The sequence below is a fragment of the Nocardia aurantia genome, assembly GCF_009604425.1.
GTDB classification, from domain to species: Bacteria; Actinomycetota; Actinomycetes; order Mycobacteriales; family Mycobacteriaceae; genus Nocardia; species Nocardia aurantia.
In genome coordinates, this window is the sequence record NZ_WEGI01000006.1 from 38,497 (window position 1) to 60,186 (window position 21,690).

The window sequence follows — 21,690 nt, forward strand, 5'->3', positions numbered from 1 at the left end:
CCTCGCGAACTGTCAGAGACCTAATACCGGATCGGCCAGAGATCTGGCCCGCACGCATGGTACTCGTCGCCGCTGTCACTACCCGAGTGCTTGAGGTGTGCGATATACCAAGCCACAACGTCTTGTCCGTCGACGTTCTCGTGGTTTATGTGCTTCCAGAGTTCGGGGTCGTGGGGTGTTCCCAGACGGCCCTTCAAGTCCTCGTCAGCACGGAACCGAACGACAGCGAAGCTGTGCGGGGAGATGTAGTCGGGTGCTCCATCAGAAGGCCCGCTGACGAGCTTGTAGCCGCGGTTTGTTTGCTTGTTCAGTACTGCATACGTGCCGTCGCCGACACCATCGGTGTCCTGCTCGATGGTCAACGGCTTCCAGCCCTTCCCATATCCCCAATCTGTTGCGACGTAGGTATGTTGCAGCGCAAGGTTGTTGGCTACTCCATCGACATCGAAGTCGAGCCGCCAATACACATTGTGCTGGTGGCTACTCGGGTAGAAGATACCCCTACTCAGCAAACGCGGCTGAATTAGACCATCGTTCCAGAATATCCATCTCTCAATGATGCGGTACGCGGAGATTCGATGGTAGCACTCTACCGCGATGAAACGAAATCCCGAGCCACTGCCCTCATGTACCAGAACGGGATTCGGCGCATTTCCGGTACTCAATTGATCCTTGAAAGGGCCGGCTCCGTGGTCATACCGAACGAGGATCATCGGCAGGCTGCCCTTGTGGAGCACCTTCCTGCCCTTGAAGAAGGCATTCCGAAACACGAGACCTTCCGTATCGCCGTCTAGCATCTGCCAATTGAACGACCACACCGGCGACTCGGGAGGCCATGTCACCTGCCCGGAAACGCTCATGACAACTCCTCCTGCGGCAAGAGGCCGATCCCAACAATGCATTGAGCACTGAGGTCCACAATGGCAAAGGCGCTCGGGCAGCGCCGGTTCGTGAGAGTGAACCGAAGGTCGACGAGACGGTGACCGTACTGTGGACTTCGGAAATTGACGTCCTCGACCACCAGCCCCAGTCCAGTATCGATATCGATGCCGGAGCGGGACAGTCGGCCGTCGTCCCGGGTAATGTCCAAAGCTCGACTTTGTTCGGCGGAGGAGAGAGCTGGTTGGTATCGCTTCATGCTCACCTCCCGCACCTCTGGCGCCCGGAGATCGACTGTGGCCTCGATGACGGTATCGTCGGTGTAATTGTAGACAATCACCAAGGGAAGTTCGGTCTCGCGATCCACAGTCCGCGATCCCACCGCCAGTACTTCGTAGCGCTGTCCTTCCAATGCCGTACGCACATTGTCGGAAGCGAGCGCCAATTCCCGAGCCTCATGCACGTCCTGGTCGGTGATCGTGGGCTCCAGATACTCGAAATCGACGGGGATGGTTTCCGTAATGGTCAGGTACCGGCCCCAGTCTTCAGCATCGACAAAACGAGGATCGATAAACGGATCCAGATGCACGACTCGCGATATATCGAGACCAGGAGGTGGGAGTTTGAATTCGTCAGGCACGGCGCTGTCTCCGTTCCGCAGTATTCGACTGCACACGGTCACGCAACACAATTATCCGCGACGAGGCCGGTTCGGGATACCACGCGCGTACGACCCAATCGCCAGCCGTGTGCGAGCCGATCTGACATGTATTGGCGCGTAGCTCATCGAACTGTGGCCGTAAAATTGAGCGGCGGCGCAGTTTGTAGGGCATCGAGCTGTCGGTTGGGGAATGAATGTGGGTCCGACTGCCGCGATGTCGCCTCGATAGTCCTTGTAACTGCAGCTGCTATATAAGTCTGGTGTTGGTTGAGGCCCAGTGTCAAGAGATACCAGGATTTGCCGGCGGCCGTTACGAGGTCAGGTCCGCAGGGGATGCAGCGGTTGCTGAGCAGGGCGGACCGGGATATCGACGGGGTGCGTGATTACGTGGACGAGCATCTCGGAGATCCTGGTGCGGCGGTGGCCGCCGACGAAACCGGTTTCCTGAAAGAAGGGCCTCAAATCCGCTGGGGTGCAACGGCAGTACTCCGGCACTGCGGGGCGGACGGAGAACGCCGGATCGGGGTGTTTCTGGCGTATGCGTCGCCGCGCGGGCACGCGCTGATCGACCGGGAACTGCATCTTCGGCGAATCGTGGACCGGGGACCGGGAACGCTGCCGCGAAGCCGGGATCCCCGGCGAGGTTGCTTTCGCCACCAAGCCCCGGCAGGTGATCGCCATGCTGGAGCGGGTGCCGGCCGCGGGAGTGCCGTTCGCGTGGTTCACCGCCGACCATCTCACCTACCGCCGCTCCTGGTGCCGATACAGCACGACGAGCCACCGAGCGGCCTTGACCGCGGCACATCGAGCAGCAGCATGTACAGCGACCTCGACTACCGCGACTGACCGCCGGGTCTCGGCGTGGCGAGTGCGCCACGCCGTGGCCTGGCGAGCGGGTATTGCAGGCGGCACGACAGCGGTGGACCGTTGAACGGCACGCAGAAATACGCCAGGGGGAGTAACGATGCCGATTCCACCGATGTTGCCGATACTCCACACCCACGTACCGGCGATGGTGTGGCTGGAGGACGGTGACGACAATTTCGTTCGATGGTCGGAGTCGACGCAGGCGATCGGCACGGTTCTACGCTGGCCCGAGGCCCAGCTGCTCGACGACCGGCGCGCCGGGGACACCCCGTCGATCACGGGCCGGGGCTCCGGCGCGGTCATGGTGTGGCGCGGCGGCGATCCGGACCGCCGGCTGTGGTGGTCACGGCTGTCCGGAAGTTCATCGACCGCGGGTGGCCCGGTATGGTCCCCCCAGCAACCGGTACGATCGGCGCCGCCGGGCGGGTTCCCGCCGGAACTCATCGTGACCGCCTCACCACCGGCTGTCGGCCGTTTCGGTGACCGGGTGTTCCTCGCGTGGATGGACCCACGGGACAATCCGCCACAGCACCTGTGCCTGGCCGAACTCCAAGGCGATCAATGGGGACCGACCATCCGGCTCGCCGGAGCCATCACCCAGAACGCCGTCGCCTTCGGCGAACACAGCGGGCTGCTGCACATGACACTGCGCGGCTACGGACCCCATGACACCTACATCGACTGGTACACCTTCAACGGGGAGTCCTGGCACTACCGCGGGAAACAGAACCAGTTCGCCGCGTCGTCGGGCCCGGCGCTGGCCTCCGACGGCGCGACCCTGCACATGGCCTGGCGGCGTGCCGGTGACGACCATCTCGGGTGGTCCACGTTCAACGGTGAGACCTGGAGTCCGGAAATCGTGCTGACCGACCGTCGCAGCGCCGCTGCTCCCGCACTGGCACAGACGGATTCGGGCAAGGTGGCCATGGTGTGGGCCGGCGCAACCGGTGACAACCGATTGTGGTGGTCGGTCTTCGACGGCAACCACTGGAGCGAGCAGCAACCATTCCCCGATCGATGGTCCAACCGAGGCCACCCGGCTGCCCTCGCGTAAATGCAACGGACTGCTCGGTGGGTTGACCATCGAATCCGTTGATCCGGTTTGCCTCCTCGGCGCCACCGCTGCTCGCAGCAACCGGACTGATCCTGGCCGGGATCAAGTCCTACCACCAGTCTCGAGTAGCCGCATACCGAGCGAGCGACGGAGCAGACACCGGGACCACCGACATGTCCAACAAGAATCCTCGGCCACCCCCAGTGCCATCCTCATGCAGCCCCGGCGGGCGTACCGGCCCGGACCAGCACATACATGCAGGTGGCAGCGGTCACCACTGTCCACCGGCATCAGCGAATCGGACGGCGGGTACCGGCCGGCGCACTGCGGCACAACTGGTCGTCGACGACGTCGGCCCATGAGGTCGTGTCGCGGATCAGGGACCGCCAGGCGCGCAGCGTCTTCGGCGGCATTCCGACTGCGAGCACTCCGGCCAGCCGGTCGCCCGTGCGGTAGGCGATCAGGAACCTGCCTTCGTCGAGGCCGCCCTCGAGGACGGCGGCTTCGTCGTGGTCGCGCAGGTACCCGTACGCCTGGATCTTCATGCCGTACTGGTCGGACCAGAAATACGGTGTCGGCGCGAACGTCCTGCGCTTGTCCGGGTGCAGCAGGTTGTGGGCGACGGCCAGGCCGTGCTCGGCGGCGTTGGTGCGGTGCTCGATGCGCATCGCCGTGCCGAACAACGGGTTGTGCCAGCGGGCGACGTCGCCGACGGCGTACACGTCCGAAGCCGTGGCACTGTATTCGTCGCACTCCACCCCGTCGGCGAGTTCGAGCCCGCTGCCGGCCAGCCATTCGGTGTTCGGTATCGAACCGATCGCGATCAGTACCTCGTCGGCGGGCACGACGGTGCCGTCCGTCAGTGCCACACCGGTCACGCGGCCGTCGGCGGCGGTGACCGAAGCGACCGCCACCCCCGTGCGGAGGTCGACACCACGCGCGCGATGGCAGCGGGCGAGGAATTGCCCGACCTCCTCGCCGACCGCGTGCGCCAGTGGCAGCGTCGCGGACTCCAGCATCGTCACCGAACATCCGAGTCCTACTGCGGCGGCGGCGATCTCGGCGCCGAGGAAACCCGCGCCGATGATCACCAGTCGCCGCCCCGGCTTCAATCCGGCCCGCAGCGCGGTCACGTCCTCGAAGGTGCGCATCGTGTGCACACCAGCTGGTCCCTCGGTTCCCGGAAGCCGTCGCGGCCGGACTCCGGTCGCGATCACCAAGCGGTCGTAGGGCACCGTCGTGCCGTCGGCCATCAGCACCAGGTGATTGCGCGGAAGTAGCCCCGTCGCCGGTGTGCCCAATCGCAGGTCCAGGTCGAGCGCGTCCAGCTCGTGCCGCTGCCGCAGCAACAATCGTTCGAGGTCCCAGTCGCCGAGCAGGCACTGCTTCGACAAGGGCGGGCGATCGTAGGGCAGGTGCGGCTCGTCGCCGATCACGGTCAGCACTCCGGCGTAGCCACCGCGCCGCAGCGCCTCCGCGGTGGCCAGGCCGGCCGCGGAAGCGCCGACGATGACGATCCGATTCACAACTCCGCCAAGTGGATTGCGGCGGCGGGGCAGGCGATGGCCGAGTCGCGCACGCCGTCGTGCAGTTCCGGTGCAGGACTGTCGGTCAGCAGAACCACCATGCCGTCCTCGTCGCGCTGATCGAAGACCTCCGGCGCCAGCAGCACACACTGCCCGGACGCGATGCACTTGGGGACGTCGACACTCACCTTCATCTGGAATCTCCTCGTTCGAATCGGACGCAGCTTCGTCCACCGAAACCATTGGCAAGACGTGCGCCTTACGAGTACCGTACATCACAAGACAGACATCTGACTTATAAAATTGCGAGGAGGTGGCGGGGTGCCGGACGCCGAACCCGACAAGATGTTCCCCATGTCCAGTACCTCGCCCGACTCATCGTCTTCCCCCGACCGGCCCGTGTCCCGCAAGGAACAGCGCGAGGCCACCCGCCGGCTGCTGCTCCGTACCGCGGAGCGACTGTTCGCCGAACGGGGCCTGTCCCAGGTATCCATGCGGCAGCTTGTGGAAGCCGCTGGGCAGGGCAACAATTCGGCCGTCAAGTACCACGTGGGCACCCGTGACGACCTGATCCGGGAGATCATCCGGACTCACATCGAACCCATCCTCCGCCGGACGGAGGAGCGCGTGACGCAGGTGCGCGACTCCGATGACCCGCGTGACCACGTGGCCAGCCTGGTGCTGCCGTATACCGAACACCTGGCCGGTCTGGGCGCCCCCAGCTGGTTCGCCCGGTTCAACGCTCAGGTCGCTGTCGACCCGGCCTTCGGGGAAGAACTGCGGTCCCTGGGGTTTCCGCGGATCCCGATATATCAGGAAGGCGCCGCCGCGTTCTGGCGTGGTTCGCCCGATCTGCCACCGGCGGAGTTCGCGTTGCGCCGCCAGGCGATGCGGACCGTGGTCATCCACACCTGCGCCGACCACGAGCGCCTCGCCGCGACCGCGGGCGAGCCCGGCGACTGGGACATGGTCGGCGAGGCACTCACCGACGCGATCACCGGACTGCTGGTCGCCCCCCGCCGGCCGCCGAAACCCGCACCGCGAAAACATCATCGATGAAGGGAACAGCCCATGAGTGCTACCGGTCAGAAGGCTCCGGTCGGATACAACACCGCACGGCGGCCACTGCCACCGGAGATCGTCGAGCGATCCGGATGCCCGTTCGACCCGCCCGCCGGGCGCGGCGAACTACAGCGGGAGCAGGGTCCGGTCGCTCGGGTGCGGCTGCTCAACGGCGCTCACATCTGGCTGATCACCGGGTACGACGAGGTGCATCAGGTACTCGGCGATGACCGGTTCAGTGTCGACCTGGTGCGCCGCACCAGCGCGATGCATCTGACCCCGGAGCAGGTCGCCGCCGGCGGCCGTCGCGCCCAGCTGGACCTGGAACGTACCGACGGCATGTTCCTGTTCATGGATCCGCCGGAGCACGACCGGCTGCGCAAAGTGCTGACCAGCCAGTTCACCGTCAAGCGGATGCGGGCCCTGGACGCGCGGGTCCGCGAGATCACCACCGAACTCCTCGACGCCATGCAGGCCGCGGGCACCACCGCCGATCTCGTCACCGACTTCGCGCTGCCGTTGCCGTCGCTGGTGATCTGCGAATTGCTCGGGGTCCCTTACGCCGACCGCGCCGAATTCCAGGAACGCAGTGCCATCACCCTCAACACCAACAGCACCCCGGAACAGGCGATGGCCGCCGGCCTGGGCTTGCGGCAGTTCATGCGGGATCTGGTCGTCGCCAAGCGGAGTCACCCCGGCGAGGACCTGCTGTCCGGCCTGATCAGCGGCGAGCTGGCCGCCGACCCGCCGCTGACCGACACCGAACTGGTCGACATCGGGACCGCGATCCTGGGCGCCGGTCACGAGACCACCGCCAACATGCTCGCACTGAGTGTCTTTGCGCTGCTGGAGAATCCGGACCAGCTCGCGGCCCTGCGCGCGGATCCGTCGCGGATCGACGCGACGGTCGAGGAACTGCTGCGGTACCTGTCGGTGCCGCACACGGGTCCGACCCGGATCGCGTCGGAGGATCTGATCCTCGGCGGGGTCACGATTCCCGCCGGCGACACCCTGGTCTGCTCGCTGCCGAACGCCAATCGTGACGAGCGGCGCTGGCCGGACCCGGCACAGCTGGACGTGACCCGCCCGCGCAGCACCGCGCACCTGGCCTTCGGCTACGGCATCCATCAGTGCCTGGGTCAGCAGCTGGCCCGAGTGGAACTGCGCATCGGGCTCACCGCGTTGTTCGAGCGGCTACCGGATCTGCGACTGGCCGTTCCCGCGGCGGAGATTCCGCTGCGCACCGACATGGTGATCTTCGGGGTCCACGCCCTGCCCGTCGCCTGGGGCTGAACCCCGCGACAGGCATACCGGCGGGCAGTCGAAACCGGCTGTCCCGCCCAACGATTCGAATTCGGAGCACACGGCCGGACCCAGGTGATGAGCCGGTGCCGCCCTCCGGCGCACCGACGGCAGGTAAGTGATGAGTGAAATCGCAACTGTAACAGAACGTTTCGTCGGCACCAGGATGTCTCGGATCGAGGATCCGCGCCTGCTGACCGGCGCGGGCCGATACGTCGACGACATCGTCCGGCCCGGCATGGGCCATGCCCATTTCGTCCGCAGCCCGCTGCCGCGGGCCCGGATCCGCAGCATCGACACCACCGGTGCACTGGCCCTGGCCGGCGTCCGGGCGGTGTACACCGCCGCGGACCTCAACAGTGAGGTCCACGAAGCGCGGCTGCCGCTGGATCCACCCGGGCCGGCGCTGCCGCGACCGCCGCTGGCCGACGACGAGGTCCGGTTCGTCGGCGACCCGGTCGTGTTGATCGTCGCCGACGATCGCTATATCGCTGAGGACGCCGGCGAACTCGTGTTCGTCGACTACGAACCGTTGCCGCCGGTCGTCGACTACACCGCCGCAACCGATTCCGAGCATCTGGTGCACGCGGGGTATCCGGGTAATCTCGCCGGGCAACTGTCCGGGCGCCCGGCCGCCGACCTACAGCCGATCTTCGATGCCGCGGCGCATGTGGTGCGGCAGCGGATCTTTCAGCAGGCGTATGCGCCGGTGCCGATGGAGACGCGGGGCTTGATCGCGGAATGGGCTGCCGCGGAACAGGAGATGACGGTCTGGGCCTCGACCCAGTCGCCGCACGGAGTGCGCGGGTTCTGCGCCCGGCTGCTCGGGATCGCCGAACATCGGGTCCGGGTCATCGCCCGCGACACCGGTGGCGGTTTCGGGCAGAAGGTCGCCCCGCAACGCGAGGACATGTGCGTGATGCTGGCCGCCCGCAAGCTCGGCGGCGCGCTGAAATGGATCGAGGACCGGCAGGAGTCGCTGATGTCGGCGGGCATGGCCCGCCACGAACACGGCGACGCGCGCATGGCTTTCGACACCGACGGCCGGATCCTCGCCGCCGACCTGCGCTACGTGCAGAATGTCGGCGCCTATCCGGCATCGTCCCCGATGACGGCGGGCGCGGTCGTCGGCATGCTGTTCCCCGGACCGTACCGGGTACCGGCGGCGACGTTCGACACCCGACTGGTGTTCTCCAACACCGTCGGCCGGGTGGCGTACCGGGGACCGTGGCAGTTCGAATCGGTCGCGCGTGAAGTCCTGCTCGACACCGCGGCGCGGCAGATCGGCCTCGATCCCGCGGAATTGCGGCGGCGCAACATGATTCGCCGCGAAGACCTCCCCATGACCAATCCCTCCGGCATGCCCCTGGCCGACATCACCCCGTACGAGACCTTCGAGCAGGCGCTGGCGATGCTGGACTACGACGCCTTCCGCGGCGAGCAGGCGCGGGCCCGCACCGCCGGCCGGTACCTCGGGGTCGGCACCTGCACCTATCTCGAGCCCACCACCGGCGGCACGCCCTTCCACAGCACCGAGGGCGCGACGATCCGGATCGAGCCGTCCGGCGCGGTGAACGTCTACGTCTCCGGCGGATCCTGTGGGAACAGCCTCGAAACCACCGTGGTGCAACTGACCGCCGACGCGCTCGGGGTGGATGCCGCGCAGGTGCACACCATTCAGGGTGATACCGCCGTCACCCCGTTCGGCGGTGGTACCGGTGGCAGCCGGTCCGGGTCGATGACCGCCGGGGCGGTCGCGGTGACCGCGCAGATCCTGCGCGACCGGATCCTGGCGATCGCCGCGCACCGGTTCGGCGTCCCGGTCGAGGACGTCGAATTCGCCGGCGGCCGCGCGACGGTACCCGGCGTGCCCGACACCGCACTGACCCTCGCGGAGATCGCGGAGATCGCCTACTACCAGCCCGGCTCGCTTCCCCCCGGTGTCACACCGGGATTGGAGGCCAGCGGGCGGCATCAGGTTGCGGCGCCGATGATCTGGGCCAACGCCACTCACCTGTGCACCTGCGAGGTCGACATCGACACCGGCCGGGTGACCCTGTTGCGATACATCGTCAGCGAGGACGTCGGGCCCATGATCAACCCGAACGTGGTGGAGGGCCAGGTGTTCGGCGGCACCGTCCAGGGCATCGGCGGCGCACTCTACGAACACCTCGCTTACGACGACACCGGCAACCCGGTCACCACCACCTTCATGGACTACCTGCTTCCCACCACCACCGAGACGCCGGTCATCGAACTCGGTCACATCGAGACACCCAGCCCCGGGCCCGGCGGCTACAAGGGCGTCGGCGAGGGCGGAGCCATCGGCGCCACCCCCGCGGTGATCAACGCCGTCGCGGACGCCCTCGCACCGTTCGGTGTCGAGATCAGCCGGCTCCCCCTGTCGCCCGCCGCGATCGTCGACCTGATCGACAACGCCCGGAACAAGGCGACTTCGTCATGAAAGTTACTGCACACAAAGGCAATACAGTGCCGACGCGCACGGGCGGCCTCGCTTCGCGGGCACGGCCGGCGTTCGATGGCTGCCGTAACCCGGAGGAGGCGTCGTGAAACCCGCCGCGTTCGAATATCACGCGCCGGCGACCGCCGGGGAAGCGGTCGAGCTGCTGGCCGAATGGGGCGACGAGGCGAAAGCGATCGCCGGTGGGCAGAGCCTGATGCCGATGATGCTCCTGCGGCTGACAGTGTTCGACCACCTGGTCGACCTGCGCCGGCTGCACGAACTGCGCGGCATCCGCCAGCGGGAACAGGCGGTGTGGATCGGCGCCGGCACCACCCATTCCGCCGTCGGCCGGTCCGACCTGATCCGGCAGTCCGCGCCCCTGCTGGCTCGCGCCACACCGTTGATCGGGCACGCCCAGATCCGCAACCGCGGCACCCTCGGCGGCTCGATCGCTCACGCCGACGCCGCCGCCGAATATCCCGCCGTCGCACTGACTCTCGACGCCGAGTTCGAACTGCTGTCGCCACGCGGAACCCGGACGGTCGCCGCCGCCGACTTCTTCACCGGCATGTGGGCCACCGCACTGGAACCCGACGAACTGCTCACCGGCATCACGGTTCCGGAGTGGCACGGCCGCCGCGGCTTCGCCATCGAGGAATTCGCCCGCCGCAGCGGCGATTTCGCGATGGCCGGCGCGACCGTCGCGGTCGGGCTCGACGCCGACAGCCGCATCGACCGCTGCGCCATCGGACTGTTCGGGCTCGGCCCCGGACCCGAACGAGCGCACCATATCGAACGCGAGGTGCTCGGCAGCCACGTCCGCGAGGTCAGCGCCGAGGAGGTCGGCCGCGCCGCCACCGCAAGGCTGACCTCCGTTCCGGCCGATCTGCACGGTTCGGCGAACTACCGGAAACGACTCGGCGCGGTACTGGTCGCCCGCGCCTGGCAACGCGCGGTCGAGGAGGCCACCGATGACTGATATCGATATCACCGTCCAGGTCAACGGCACGACCCGGCACGACCGGATACCACCGCGAATGACACTGGCGGACTGGCTGCGCACCCGATGTGCCCTGACCGGCACCCATCTCGGCTGCGAGCACGGCGTGTGCGGGGCGTGCACGGTCCTGCTCGACGGCGCCGCCGTCCGGTCGTGCCTGGTGTTCGCCGTCCAGGCCGACGGCGCGGAGGTCACCACCGTGGAAGCAATGTCCGGTCCCGACGAGGAACTGTCCCCGGTGCAGGCGGCGCTGCGCGATCACCACGGATTGCAATGTGGCTTCTGCACGCCGGGATTCGTCGTCACCGCCACCGAACTACTGCGCGACAATCCCGACCCGACCGACGGCGAGATCCGGGAAGCGCTGTCCGGCAACGTCTGCCGCTGCACCGGCTATCAGGGGATCATCGCCGCCGTCCACGCCGCCGCCGAAACCCTGCGCAGCATCGGCGAATCCCGCATCGAAGCCGCCACCACGGCGCAGAAGGACCCAGCATGAAACTGGAGAACACGTTCACCATCCCCGTCCCCGCCGCCGACGCCTGGAAAGTGCTGCTCGACCTCGAACGGATCACCCCGTGCGTCCCCGGCGCCGCACTCACCGGCCGCGACGGCGACAGCTACCAGGGCCGGATGAAAGTGAAACTCGGCCCCATCGGACTGAGCTACTCCGGCACCATCACCATCGTCTCCGCCGACGACACCACCCGCATCGCGGTCCTCGAAGGCGGCGGCCGCGAAGCCCGCGGCAACGGCACCGCCAACGCCACCATCACCCTCCGGCTCGCCGAAAACAACGGCACCACAAATGTTTTCGTCGACACTGACCTGAACATCACCGGCAAACCAGCCCAATTCGGCCGTGGCGCCCTCGCCGAGGTCGCCGCCACCCTGCTCGGGCAGTTCGCCACCAACCTGGCCAGCGAACTGACCAGCGACGCCCGGACCACCTCGCCGGCGGTGTCTTCCACCGGTACACCCGGCGCCGAGATTCCAGCGGCAGCACCCACCGCCCCGGCCACGCCGACCACGCTGCGGGCGCCCGCCCGGCCACCGGCCGAACCGATCGACCTGCTCGGCAGCACCGGACTGCGCCGGCCGATCACCATCGCCGCCGCCGTCGCCGGGTCCGCACTGCTGATCGTCCTGCTCCGCCACACCCGCAAAAACCACGAAATCCGCTGACCCACCACCGAAAAGGAGAAACAATGACCGGCAAACTGGAAGGCAGAGTTGCCTTCGTCACCGGCGCCGCCCGCGGCCAGGGCCGCACCCACGCGGTCCGCCTCGCCCAGGAAGGCGCCGCGATCATCGCCACCGACGCCTGCACACAGCTCGACGGCGTCGTCATCGAGATGTCCAACCCGGACGACCTCGCCGAAACCGAGGCGCGGGTCAAGGCCGTCGGCGGCCGCATCCTCACCGGAATCGTCGACGTCCGCGACTTCGACGGCATGCAGAACATCGTCGACGAGGGCGTCCGCCAGTTCGGCCGCCTCGACATCGTCGTCGCCAACGCCGGCATGGGCAGCGAGGGCGCGGTCACCCACGAGATGAGCGAGAAGACCTGGCGCGACATGCTCGACGTCAACCTCACCGGTGTCTGGATCACCGCCCGGGTCTCCGTCGGACACGTGATCGCCGGCGGCCGCGGCGGATCGGTCATCCTCACCAGCTCCGTCGGTGGCCTGCGCGGCGCCCGCAACATCGGCCACTACGTCTCGGCCAAACACGGCATGATCGGCCTGATGCGCACGCTCGCCCTGGAACTCGGCGAGCACAACATCCGCGTCAACGCCCTGTGCCCCACCCAGGTCGGCACCCCCCTCCTGCTCAACGACCACCACTACCGCCTGTTCCGCCCGGACCTGGAAAACCCGACCATCGACGACTTCGCCGCCGCCTCCCAGGCCATGCACGTCCTCCCCACCCCCTGGGTCGAACCCGAGGACATCAGCAACGCCGTCGCGTTCCTCGCCTCCGAGGAATCCCGCTTCATCACCGGCGTCGCCCTCCCGATCGACGCCGGCAACCTGCTGCGATAACAGAGCGAGCAGCAACTTCCGCCACCTCACCGTCCCGCGGTGCGGCGCCGGCCCCTCCCGTCGATGCCTCGGGTACGGCCGGCCGCACCCGGCGTCCGCCCGCGGGACCGTGCCCGGCGATCACGAGAACCACGCGTGCCACCCGCCCAGGTGATGGGCCGGCACGAGGAAAGCAGAATCGAATGACATCCACCGGCCCCTCGGCACGTGGCGCCGCGGCCGCGATCCTTCTGGCCCTCAGCGTGATCAGCGGATGCTCCGCCCAGCACGGCCCCGAACCGGCGACGCCACCGGCCTCGGCCGCGCCGGAATCCGCACCGGCGATCGACGTCGCGTCCCGGCAGCAGCTGTCGCCGCGCCTGTCCGAAATCACACTCCGCACAACGGCTTTGACGCAGCAAGTCAAGGTACGAGTGCTGCTGCCCGCGGGATACGACAGTGGCAACACCCGTTACCCGGTGGTGTATCTACTGCACGGGGGCACCGAGGACCGGACAGCATGGACGACCTCCGGGAACGCCGTCGAAATCACCGAGCAGCAACCGGTCATCGTCGTCATGCCCGACGGCGGCCCGTTCGGCTATTACACCGATTGGTTCAACAAGGGCGCCTTCGGTCCGCCACTGTGGGAAACGTTCTACGCCGGGCAACTCGTCCCATGGATCGACCAGCAGTACCGGACTGTGGCGACCAGAGCCGGCCGCGGTATCGCGGGACCGTCGCTGGGCGGGGCGGGAGCGATCTCGCTGGCGGCACGACATCCGGATCTCTTCGGCATCGCGGGCTCGTTCTCCGGCGCCGTCGATCTCAACGCCACTGCCAATCAGGCGATCGTCGTCCCGATCGCACCGATGGTGTGGGGAGATCGGCGAAGCCAGGAAATCCGCTGGCGCGGCAACAACGGCTGGGACCTCGCCACGAACCTGGCCGGCGTCGACGTCTCCCTCTACACCGGAGAGGGCAAACCCGAGCCCGCCGGGATCGACAATCTGGAGAAAATGGTCCACGAGGAGACGACGAACCTGCACAACCGGCTCGATGAGCTGCATATCCCGCACACCTTCGTCGCGTATCCCGGCGGGGACCACACCTGGTCCTATTTCCGCAACGACCTCGCCGACTGGCTACCGCGGGCGATGCGCTACTTCGCCGGCCCACCACCGGTGCCCACCACCTTCACCTACGCCTCGATCCGGCCGCAATACCAGGTGTACGGATGGTCGGTGACCACCCACCGTCCAGCTGTCGAATTCAGCGCGTTGACAGTCACCGGCACCGGATTCTCGGTGGTCGGCAGCGGCACCGCCGACGTCGTGACCGGTCCGGCCTATCGCCCCGACACCAGATATCAATTGACCGAGAATTCCGCGACAGGGCCCACGATCACGAACAGCACCTCAGATCACGACGGCCGCCTGCACCTCACGGTCGAACTCGGCCCGGCGAACACCGAGCAGCAGTACACCCCGCGCGAACAGCCATCCAGCCACCCGGCGAACGCCGTCACCGACACCCCGTTCCCGGCAGCCGGTTCCGACTTCTACCGCACCACCGTCACCACCGCACCGCCGAAATAGACATGACGGATCGCCGGATCGCTTCTCCCGAATCCTTTCTCGATACGACGTGGGCAAAGAAAGGCCCGAACCCACAACAGCGGGTTCGGGGTTCAAGTCCCGATGGTGCATCTAGTCCGGTCGGGGATGGCCAAATCTCGCTTCGACCGTCAGTGTCCCCCACGAAAACCGCTGGTCGACGCCGGTCCCATCTTATGGAGCCCCGCCCAGGGCGCGAACCTGCGCTGCGTATCCGATGGAGGTGGCGGTGGCCATCAACGAATCGTGCGGCGCGTACCTACCGGTTTGATTCGAAGTTCGGGACCGTCCACGGTCAGGCGGTTCGGGTTGATTAGCGTTAGGCCCACAGAATGGCAAAGCCGCAGGTTGGCCGCTTATCCCTTTGCCGCATTTGTGTAGTTACCCGAACCATTTCCTTACCACGACGAACGTATTCGAGCGGAAATCGCCGCCCCCGCAGCAACTTGCCGGTGTTGCTGGCTCCTGCACACCACCACCCACGCCACGGGTCCCGGCCACCTCGACCGCGGCTCCGGTCGGCGGCACCCGATAGTCGCAGGCGAAAATCGTGCGCACCGCTCGCCCCGGCTCTTCGAGGGCCTGGTAGGTGGGGGGGTTCGGGCCGCCCCGGGTGAACCGCCGCAGGATCGACTCGCTCTCGGCGGTGCCCAAGCGCAGCGCGGTGGGGTATTTGACCATCTGGTCGTACTGCTGCGCGATCAACTCCCAGCGGATCGGGCGGGTCAGTACCGGCCCGAGTTCACCGTATGCGGTGGTGCCGTCGGGCCGGTACAACCGGATCGAACCGATATTCTTCAACCGGGGCAGCAGCTTGAACCCCAGCAGCTCGGTGAACGCGAACCCGACGATCGACGCGCCATGCGTATCAACGTAATTCGCTTCGATCTCGGTGTCGGTGCAGTGCCGCAGCAGCCCTTCGTGACCGCGCGACCGGAACGCGCGGTCCGCCGAGACGGAGACCACGAATGTCCGAGACCATCACTGCGTTTCACATCGACATCCCCCAAACCGAACTCGACGACCTGCGCCTGCGCCTGGCACGAACCCGCTGGCCCGAGCAGCAACCGGTTCCTCATTGGTCCCAGGGCGTTCCGCTGGACACCATGATCGGCCTGTGCCGCTACTGGCTGGAGGAATACGACTGGCGTGCCGCCGAACGACGGCTCAACCAGATCCCCCAATTCCGCACCACCATCGACGGCCTGCCGATCCACTTCCTGCAGGTGCGCTCGCGCGACCCAGACGCCACGCCGGTGGTGCTCACCCACGGCTGGCCCGGTTCCTTCCTGGAATTCGAGAACGTGATTCCGCTGCTCACCAATCCGCCCGATGGCGAGCCGGCGTTCCATGTCGTGGTTCCATCGCTGCCCGGATATGCCTTCAGCGGTAAGCCCACCGCCACCGGCTGGGACATCGGCCGCATAGCCCGCGCCTGGTGTGAACTGATGACCCGTTTGGAATATCCACGTTTCCTCGCCGCCGGCAGCGACTGGGGCACCAGCATTTCCACCAAAATCGCGCTCCAGCAACCACACCGATTGATCGGCCTACACCTCGTGCCGCCGCTCGCCCCGCCCGACCACACCACAACCCTCACCGGCGCCGAGCGAGCGTCACTCGCCGACCTGGACGAACGCACCCGCACCGGATCCGGATACTCGGCCGTGCACAGCACCCGCCCGCAAACACTGGGATACGGGCTGACCGATTCCCCGGCCGCGCTTGCCGCATGGATCTCGGAAAAGCTCTACACCTGGACCGACGATCCCGGCCTGACCCGCGACCAGATCCTCGACAACGTCACTCTCTACTGGCTCACCGCCACCGCCACCTCCTCGATTCGGTTGTACTGGGAGAGCATCGCCGAGGTCAGCCGGTGGTTCACCACCGCTGTCGAGGACACGATCGACGTGCCTACCGGCTGCAGCGTCTACCCCCAAGAGGTCCCGCGCCCCTCACGCCGCTGGGCAGCCCGCCGATTCACCAATATCGCGCACTGGAGCGAACCTGCCCACGGCGGCCACTTCGCCGCATGGGAACGACCCGAACTCTTCGCCAGCGACCTGCGCACGACGATTACCGCCATCGTCGCCGCGGCGGGACGCCGCACGTCTGAAATCGCGAGTTCCGCCGCAGCCGAAGGCGAATGACGACCTGGCTCGCCATTCGATCGGCCCACGCCGGAGTAGCGCCGACCGGCGCAGCGGCTGCTCAACCGGCTGTGCCGAGGCCGAACATCTCGTGTGCCACACCAAAGCCGAGGCCATAGACCAGGCGACCGCCAACTGACGCACCCACGTGCCGCATATCGGTCGAACAGCGCGCGAGATCGACTGCCGCGCTGAACATCCTGTATCGGCTCCCATGACGGTGCCGGACGAGCGATAAGAGGACTCGCCCGCGCACGGCACAGGCTCGCGCGTCGGACTGGGGCATCAAACCGCCCGCCGCGAAACAACAACTGTCATCACATGATTCGGAGGGTCGCGGGGGCGGCCCGATCCGGGGACGCCCCGCCCCGCGACTTCCGGGGGGACGGCCCGACCAACCCGACCGGACCGTCCCCGTAACGCACGACGCGGCTACCGGCGGCTGGGTGCTGCCGGTAGCCGGACGTTATGCGCGGGTCATCGCGTGATCAGCGCACGCACGGCGGTGATCGAGGCCCGGCGTTCGTAGGCGATCCAGGCGAAGATCGCAGTCAGCACCAGCGGGAAGGGCGCCAATTCCGGGGTACCGGCCAGGAAGACGTTGAAGCCGGCGGCGAGGAAGGTGACGATCGCCAGGCCGATCGCGGCGGCCGCGGTCAGGCGGGGCACCATCAGTCCGATCCCGCCCGCGACCTCGGCGAGACCGATGAAGACCAGCAGCGCCAACGGGATCGAGAAGGCAGAGGCGTTGTCGTGCGCCAGGGTCCGCGGGATGACAAGCTTCGGGCCGCCGGAGGCGATAACGAAGAACAGACCGAGCACGATCTGCAGGGTCCACAGGACGCGGTTGCGGACCTTGCCGGGGCGGACGGTGGTGGTGATCTCGGTGGCGGTGACGGTGGTCATTTCTGGTTCCTTCTGGGTCGGTCGCGCCGGGTTGGTGGCGCGTTCACCAGGATGGACGGGGACGGTCCGGAAAACTCATCGCCGCGGTCGAGAGAATCTTCAGAGCGCTGTCGGGACAGGATGTGCACGCAGGTTAGCTGCCTACTTTTGCCGCATTTGTGTAGTTATCCGAACCGATCCTTACCGCGACGAACATAGTCCGAGCGGGGCGGCGCCTGGTTCGATCGCGCGAGTTTCTCCTGCGGTGCCAGGTTCGGCGGTGCAGCTTTCGCCCGCGAGGCCCGGTTCGACCATGCGAGCTTCGCGGTAGCACCACGTTCGACTTCGCGACCTTCTCCGGCCTCGACATTGTCCGCCGCACGGCCTTCTCCGGCGACACCGGGCTCGGCAACGCAACCTTCACCACCCAGTTCGACGCAGCAAAGTTCTCGGGCACAGCCGGGTTCGACGGAGCCGGCTTCTCCGGCGATACCGGGCTGGTCGGCACAACTGAGTCCGACTCACGGCCATGTGTGGTTGCGGGAGTATCAGGGGAAGGCGCCGACCGGCCGGCGGCGACCATGAGGGACTGTCCTCGAATAGGCTGCTGCCCGCGATGGCCGGCGTCGCCACCGACGGCACCACCACCCACGACGAGGAACGAACCCTCGACTACAGGCAGAACGACAGCGAAGTGCGCAAGACCATCGTCCGAACCATAGCCGAAGGCCACCGACTCGTGAGTCACCGCTCAGCTGTCGGAGATACGCCCTAGCCTGGGATTGCTGAGCGTACGGCTTGGGCCAGTGTGGTGGTGGGTCGTCCGAGGAGGGTACGCAGGTCGTCGCCGTCGACCAGGAGTTCACCGCGGGCGATGCCCAGATCGGAGTCCGCGAGGATCTCGGCGAAGGTTTCCGGCACTCCGGCCCCGGCCAGCATGGCCACGTACTCCGGGGCGGGGAGATCCTTGTAGGCGATGGTCTTGCCTGCGGCGGCGCTGATCTGCGCCGCAAGTTCCGCGACAGTGAATGCCTCGTCGCCACCGAGCTCGTAGACCTTGCCCGCCTGGTCGTCGGCGAGAAGTACCGCTGCGGCTGCCTCGGCGAGATCAGCGCGGGTAGCGGCGTTGACCCGGCCGGTGCCGGCGCTGCCCACCAGGACACCCTGCGCGAGGATTCCCGGTATCTGGTCGGTCCAGTTCTCGAAGTAGTAGCCGTTGCGCAGCAGGGCGTAGGGGAGCCCGGCATCGGCGAGGATTTCCTCGGTGGACTTGTGGTCTCTGGCCAAGATCGTCTTGCTGATGTCCACATTCGCGGCGCTCGTGTACGCGAGGAGTTCGACACCCTCGGCCTTCGCGGCCTCGATCACGGTGCGATGCTGTGCGGGCCGATCCTTGCCCACCTCGGAGCCGGCGATCAACAGTACCCTGGTCGCACCTGCGAGGGCGGCGGTCACGGCGGCCGGGTCGTCGTAGTCCATGGTCTTGACCTGGACGCCCTGGGCGGCGAAGTCTGCCAGCTTGTCGAGGGAGCGGCCGGTGGCCACGATTTCCTCGGCCGGGACACGGCGTTGCAGCAGGGCCTGAAGGACGTGCAGGCCGAGCTGGCCGGTTGCGCCTGTGATGACGATGCTCATGGGGTTCCTTCCACGGTTTCCGACTTCTGTCTTCGGCGGCAACCGCGTCCCCGGATAGTTAATTCCTAGGGGATAGTACGCACTTTGAAGTAATGTACGGGCATGAAGGTAAGTAATGAGGTGGCGGGTGTTCCCGCGGGTTTGCCCGACATCTTTCCGGCGGGTTGTCCCAGTCGGATGGTGCTCGAACATGTGACCAGTAAATGGGGTGTGCTGGTCCTGATCGCTCTGTCCGAGGGTGAGCAACGCTGGGGTGATCTTCGTCGGCGGGCCGATGGGGTCAGCGAGAAGATGCTGGCGCAGACCTTGAAGACCCTCGAGCGTGATGGGTTGGTCAACCGCAGTGCTCAGGCGACGATCCCGCCTCGGGTGGATTACAGCCTGACCGGCCGTGGCTATGAAGTCAGTGCGTTGCTGGTTCCCCTTGCCACGTGGGCGTACCGGAACGCCGACGACATCATCAACGGTCAGCGTTGAACCGAGACTCGGCCCACCGGAACTGATCCGCCTCCTGCTTCCGGTTCTTCACCGATAAACGAGAACCGATGCAAACGAGTGGTGGGCGTGCGAACGGCGATGTGCTCGACCGCCCCGACCTCGCACCACGAACAGCCCGCCGGCTCGCCGGTCGGCCGGGATCCGCAATACCGCTGATCGCGCGAACTTTGTTGCGCCTCAAGGCATCCGCTCATACCGATAATCGAGTGGTGGGCGTCGAACGGACGTTGCTACCGTGCAAGCGTTCGGTGATCACGAAGAGGACGAATATGCCCGTGGTGCGGCGGTTCTGGACCGAATTCGGTCGAGACCGCGAACCGGCTCGTACAGCGGTGTGACCGGCTACGGCGAGCAGGACTGCCTGGCTATGGTGGCCGATCTGGTCCCCGACGGCGCGGAGTTACGCCCGGTGCGCCGCATCACGCCGGATATCGTTGAGGACGAGAACCTTCCGGTGAACATTCGCGCTCTCGGAGTCCCGGTGCGGCGCGGCGTCTGGTATCCGCCCAGCAACCTCCGGACCGGGCCGACGTGGCGTCCCCGGCGGCGTCGGCCGAAATCCTGCCACACCCGCCTCCGGCCCGGAACGCCGAAATCCGTTGGGGTAGTCACTTCTGCCGATTATCGGACTTTTGCGAAGCCACCGCAGAGGCTATCCCCGTTTTAGGTGCAGGTCTTACCAGCGGGATGAGGCCGACCCGTCCAACCTGCGCTATTCGCATTAGATATCACGCATATGTGGGAGGATTGGGTCCCGGCCGCGCTGGTCGGGACCCATTGCAGAGAAAGGATTGACATGATTCACACCCCACGCAAGCATCGTGTCCTGTCCTCCCACCGCGGCGAATGCCAGTGCGGACCGGGTTGCTCATGCGGTTGCCAGCAAGGCGGTTCGTGCCAGTGCGGTGCCGACTGACACTGGAAACCCATCCCGGCGGTGGTGTAATGAATGGCCGCGCAGATGGATTCGACCGATGTTCTTGAACTGAACACTGGGGCCTGTTCTCGGTCGAAGACCGGGGGCAGGCCCCGATTGTGATCGGCGAGCGTTCCGCCCCTCTGCATCCCGATCTCGATGCGCTATCGGAGTGACGTCAACTCGCGACCGCGGTCCGCCACCTGTTCAACAAGGTGCTCGGCCAGCTCCACCACTGCCTGCACCCGCCAGCCCTACAACCCGGCGAAAGCATTCGGCGATCCGAGGACTGATCCGCGAAAGCCCGACGCCACCCGACGGCCGAGGTCCCACGTGGCAACGCCGTCCACACTGAGGCGCTGGTCTCGCGGGTCCCTCTCCGGAAGTGCTCGGCCCGGTATCGTCCGCGGCGGGCAGAGATGTCCTGCGACGGATCGCCGGTCCTCGAGGCGGCCACGTGGGCTCGGTTCCCTGCCCGATCTGCACCCGGCAGTGTCCTGAACGGTCCAGCACTACTCACGAGCTTGTCGAGAGGAGTACGGCGATGACGGCGTTCGACGAGGCATTCGAGAACACGGTGGCCCACGAGGGTGGCTACTCCAACCACTCCGCCGGCCGCGGCGGCGCGACCAACTACGGGATCACCGAGGCGGTGGCCCAGGAGAACGGGTACACCGGCGCGATGGCGGACCTGCCGCTGGAGACCGCCAAGGACATCTACCAGCGCCGCTACTGGAACCCGCTGCGCCTGGACGAGATCGCCAAGATATCGACATCGGTGGCGATCGAGCTGTTCGACACCGCCGTCAACATGGGCAACGGCACAGCCGCCAAGTTCCTGCAGCGGACGTTGAACGTATTCAACCGGCAGCAGGCGGACTACCCGGACACAAGGATCGACGGGGCGATCGGCCCGAAAACGGTCTCCGCGCTCCAGACCTTCATGATGAAACGGAAACAGCCCGGCGAAGCGGTCCTGCTGAAATCGCTCAACAGCTTGCAGGGCGCCCGCTACATCGAGCTCGCCGAGAACCGGGAGCAGAACGAGGCATTCGTCTTCGGATGGATGGCCAACCGCGTCTGACAAAACCACCGAACACGAGCACCCCGGCGGACTCCGCCGGGGTGCCGCCCATTCCCGGACCACG

At 66.6% G+C, this 21,690-nt stretch carries 18 protein-coding genes and 2 pseudogenes; 13 read left to right on the forward strand and 7 right to left on the reverse strand.

Going from position 1 to position 21,690, the window contains the following annotated elements:
• Nucleotides 1-20: 20 nt before the first annotated feature.
• Both NRB56_RS14320 and NRB56_RS14325 read right to left on the reverse strand, forming a co-directional pair.
• Nucleotides 21-860, reverse strand: a complete 840-nt coding sequence (locus tag NRB56_RS14320) for a hypothetical protein (RefSeq protein ID WP_153342335.1) — start codon at nucleotides 858-860, stop codon at nucleotides 21-23.
• Entirely contained in the window at nucleotides 857-1,468 is a 612-nt protein-coding gene (locus tag NRB56_RS14325; RefSeq protein ID WP_153342337.1) for a hypothetical protein, read from the reverse strand. Before NRB56_RS14325 ends, NRB56_RS14320 begins: the two co-directional genes overlap by 4 nt.
• A gap of 396 nt (nucleotides 1,469-1,864) precedes the next feature.
• On the opposite strand from NRB56_RS14325, the pseudogene NRB56_RS14330 reads away from it, so the two are divergent.
• Together NRB56_RS14330 and NRB56_RS14335 are read left to right on the forward strand one after the other, a co-directional pair.
• Nucleotides 1,865-2,297, forward strand: a pseudogene (locus NRB56_RS14330) (IS701 family transposase); the annotation flags it as partial.
• A gap of 207 nt (nucleotides 2,298-2,504) precedes the next feature.
• Complete coding sequence (locus tag NRB56_RS14335; RefSeq protein WP_153342339.1) at nucleotides 2,505-3,461, forward strand: sialidase family protein; 957 nt, start codon at nucleotides 2,505-2,507, stop codon at nucleotides 3,459-3,461.
• 290 nt (nucleotides 3,462-3,751) lie between these two features.
• Here NRB56_RS14335 and NRB56_RS14340 read toward each other — a convergent pair whose 3' ends face one another.
• The gene (locus NRB56_RS14340; protein WP_319942999.1) at nucleotides 3,752-4,987 is read right to left on the reverse strand and encodes an NAD(P)/FAD-dependent oxidoreductase; all 1,236 of its coding nucleotides are present in this window, start codon (nucleotides 4,985-4,987) and stop codon (nucleotides 3,752-3,754) included.
• A complete protein-coding gene (locus NRB56_RS14345; protein WP_153342341.1) occupies nucleotides 4,984-5,181 on the reverse strand; it encodes a ferredoxin in 198 nt (65 codons plus the stop codon). Before NRB56_RS14345 ends, NRB56_RS14340 begins: the two co-directional genes overlap by 4 nt.
• A 160-nt stretch (nucleotides 5,182-5,341) precedes the next feature.
• Here NRB56_RS14345 and NRB56_RS14350 point away from each other — a divergent pair, with 160 nt between their 5' ends.
• The 8 genes from NRB56_RS14350 (at nucleotide 5,342) to NRB56_RS14385 (ending at nucleotide 14,437) form a co-directional block, all read left to right on the forward strand.
• A complete protein-coding gene (locus tag NRB56_RS14350) occupies nucleotides 5,342-6,046 on the forward strand; it encodes a TetR/AcrR family transcriptional regulator (protein ID WP_194290858.1) in 705 nt (234 codons plus the stop codon).
• Nucleotides 6,047-6,058: 12 nt separating this feature from the next.
• Complete coding sequence (locus tag NRB56_RS14355; RefSeq protein ID WP_153342350.1) at nucleotides 6,059-7,342, forward strand: cytochrome P450; 1,284 nt, start codon at nucleotides 6,059-6,061, stop codon at nucleotides 7,340-7,342.
• 175 nt (nucleotides 7,343-7,517) lie between these two features.
• The gene (locus NRB56_RS14360) at nucleotides 7,518-9,815 is read left to right on the forward strand and encodes a xanthine dehydrogenase family protein molybdopterin-binding subunit (RefSeq protein WP_406603482.1); all 2,298 of its coding nucleotides are present in this window, start codon (nucleotides 7,518-7,520) and stop codon (nucleotides 9,813-9,815) included.
• A 103-nt stretch (nucleotides 9,816-9,918) separates the two neighbouring features.
• Entirely contained in the window at nucleotides 9,919-10,794 is an 876-nt protein-coding gene (locus NRB56_RS14365; protein WP_319943000.1) for an FAD binding domain-containing protein, read from the forward strand.
• A complete protein-coding gene (locus NRB56_RS14370; protein ID WP_153342354.1) occupies nucleotides 10,787-11,314 on the forward strand; it encodes a (2Fe-2S)-binding protein in 528 nt (175 codons plus the stop codon). Before NRB56_RS14365 ends, NRB56_RS14370 begins: the two co-directional genes overlap by 8 nt.
• On the forward strand, nucleotides 11,311-12,000 hold the full coding sequence (locus NRB56_RS14375; RefSeq protein WP_153342356.1) for an SRPBCC family protein: 690 nt from the start codon (nucleotides 11,311-11,313) through the stop codon (nucleotides 11,998-12,000). The genes NRB56_RS14370 and NRB56_RS14375 overlap by 4 nt, the downstream gene beginning before the upstream one ends.
• 23 nt (nucleotides 12,001-12,023) lie before the next feature.
• Nucleotides 12,024-12,860, forward strand: coding sequence for a mycofactocin-coupled SDR family oxidoreductase (locus NRB56_RS14380; RefSeq protein WP_153342363.1), 837 nt, complete (start codon nucleotides 12,024-12,026; stop codon nucleotides 12,858-12,860).
• A gap of 182 nt (nucleotides 12,861-13,042) precedes the next feature.
• A complete protein-coding gene (locus NRB56_RS14385; RefSeq protein WP_153342365.1) occupies nucleotides 13,043-14,437 on the forward strand; it encodes an alpha/beta hydrolase in 1,395 nt (464 codons plus the stop codon).
• A gap of 549 nt (nucleotides 14,438-14,986) precedes the next feature.
• On the opposite strand, the pseudogene NRB56_RS14390 reads toward NRB56_RS14385, so the two are convergent.
• A pseudogene (locus NRB56_RS14390) lies at nucleotides 14,987-15,376 on the reverse strand (Tn3 family transposase); the annotation flags it as partial.
• A gap of 59 nt (nucleotides 15,377-15,435) precedes the next feature.
• On the opposite strand from NRB56_RS14390, the gene NRB56_RS14395 reads away from it, so the two are divergent.
• Nucleotides 15,436-16,608 (forward strand): epoxide hydrolase family protein, encoded by a 1,173-nt coding sequence (locus tag NRB56_RS14395; RefSeq protein WP_319943081.1) that lies wholly within the window; start codon nucleotides 15,436-15,438, stop codon nucleotides 16,606-16,608.
• A gap of 477 nt (nucleotides 16,609-17,085) precedes the next feature.
• Here NRB56_RS14395 and NRB56_RS14400 read toward each other — a convergent pair whose 3' ends face one another.
• Together NRB56_RS14400 and NRB56_RS14405 are read right to left on the reverse strand one after the other, a co-directional pair.
• Nucleotides 17,086-17,514 (reverse strand): DoxX family protein, encoded by a 429-nt coding sequence (locus NRB56_RS14400; RefSeq protein ID WP_153342369.1) that lies wholly within the window; start codon nucleotides 17,512-17,514, stop codon nucleotides 17,086-17,088.
• A 750-nt stretch (nucleotides 17,515-18,264) separates the two neighbouring features.
• Nucleotides 18,265-19,128, reverse strand: a complete 864-nt coding sequence (locus NRB56_RS14405) for an NAD(P)H-binding protein (protein ID WP_153342371.1) — start codon at nucleotides 19,126-19,128, stop codon at nucleotides 18,265-18,267.
• Between the two features lie 102 nt (nucleotides 19,129-19,230).
• Here NRB56_RS14405 and NRB56_RS14410 point away from each other — a divergent pair, with 102 nt between their 5' ends.
• Nucleotides 19,231-19,605, forward strand: a complete 375-nt coding sequence (locus NRB56_RS14410; RefSeq protein ID WP_153342373.1) for a winged helix-turn-helix transcriptional regulator — start codon at nucleotides 19,231-19,233, stop codon at nucleotides 19,603-19,605.
• A 1,481-nt stretch (nucleotides 19,606-21,086) separates the two neighbouring features.
• Nucleotides 21,087-21,626, forward strand: a complete 540-nt coding sequence (locus NRB56_RS14415) for a glycoside hydrolase family 108 protein (RefSeq protein WP_153342375.1) — start codon at nucleotides 21,087-21,089, stop codon at nucleotides 21,624-21,626.
• Nucleotides 21,627-21,690: the final 64 nt, after the last annotated feature.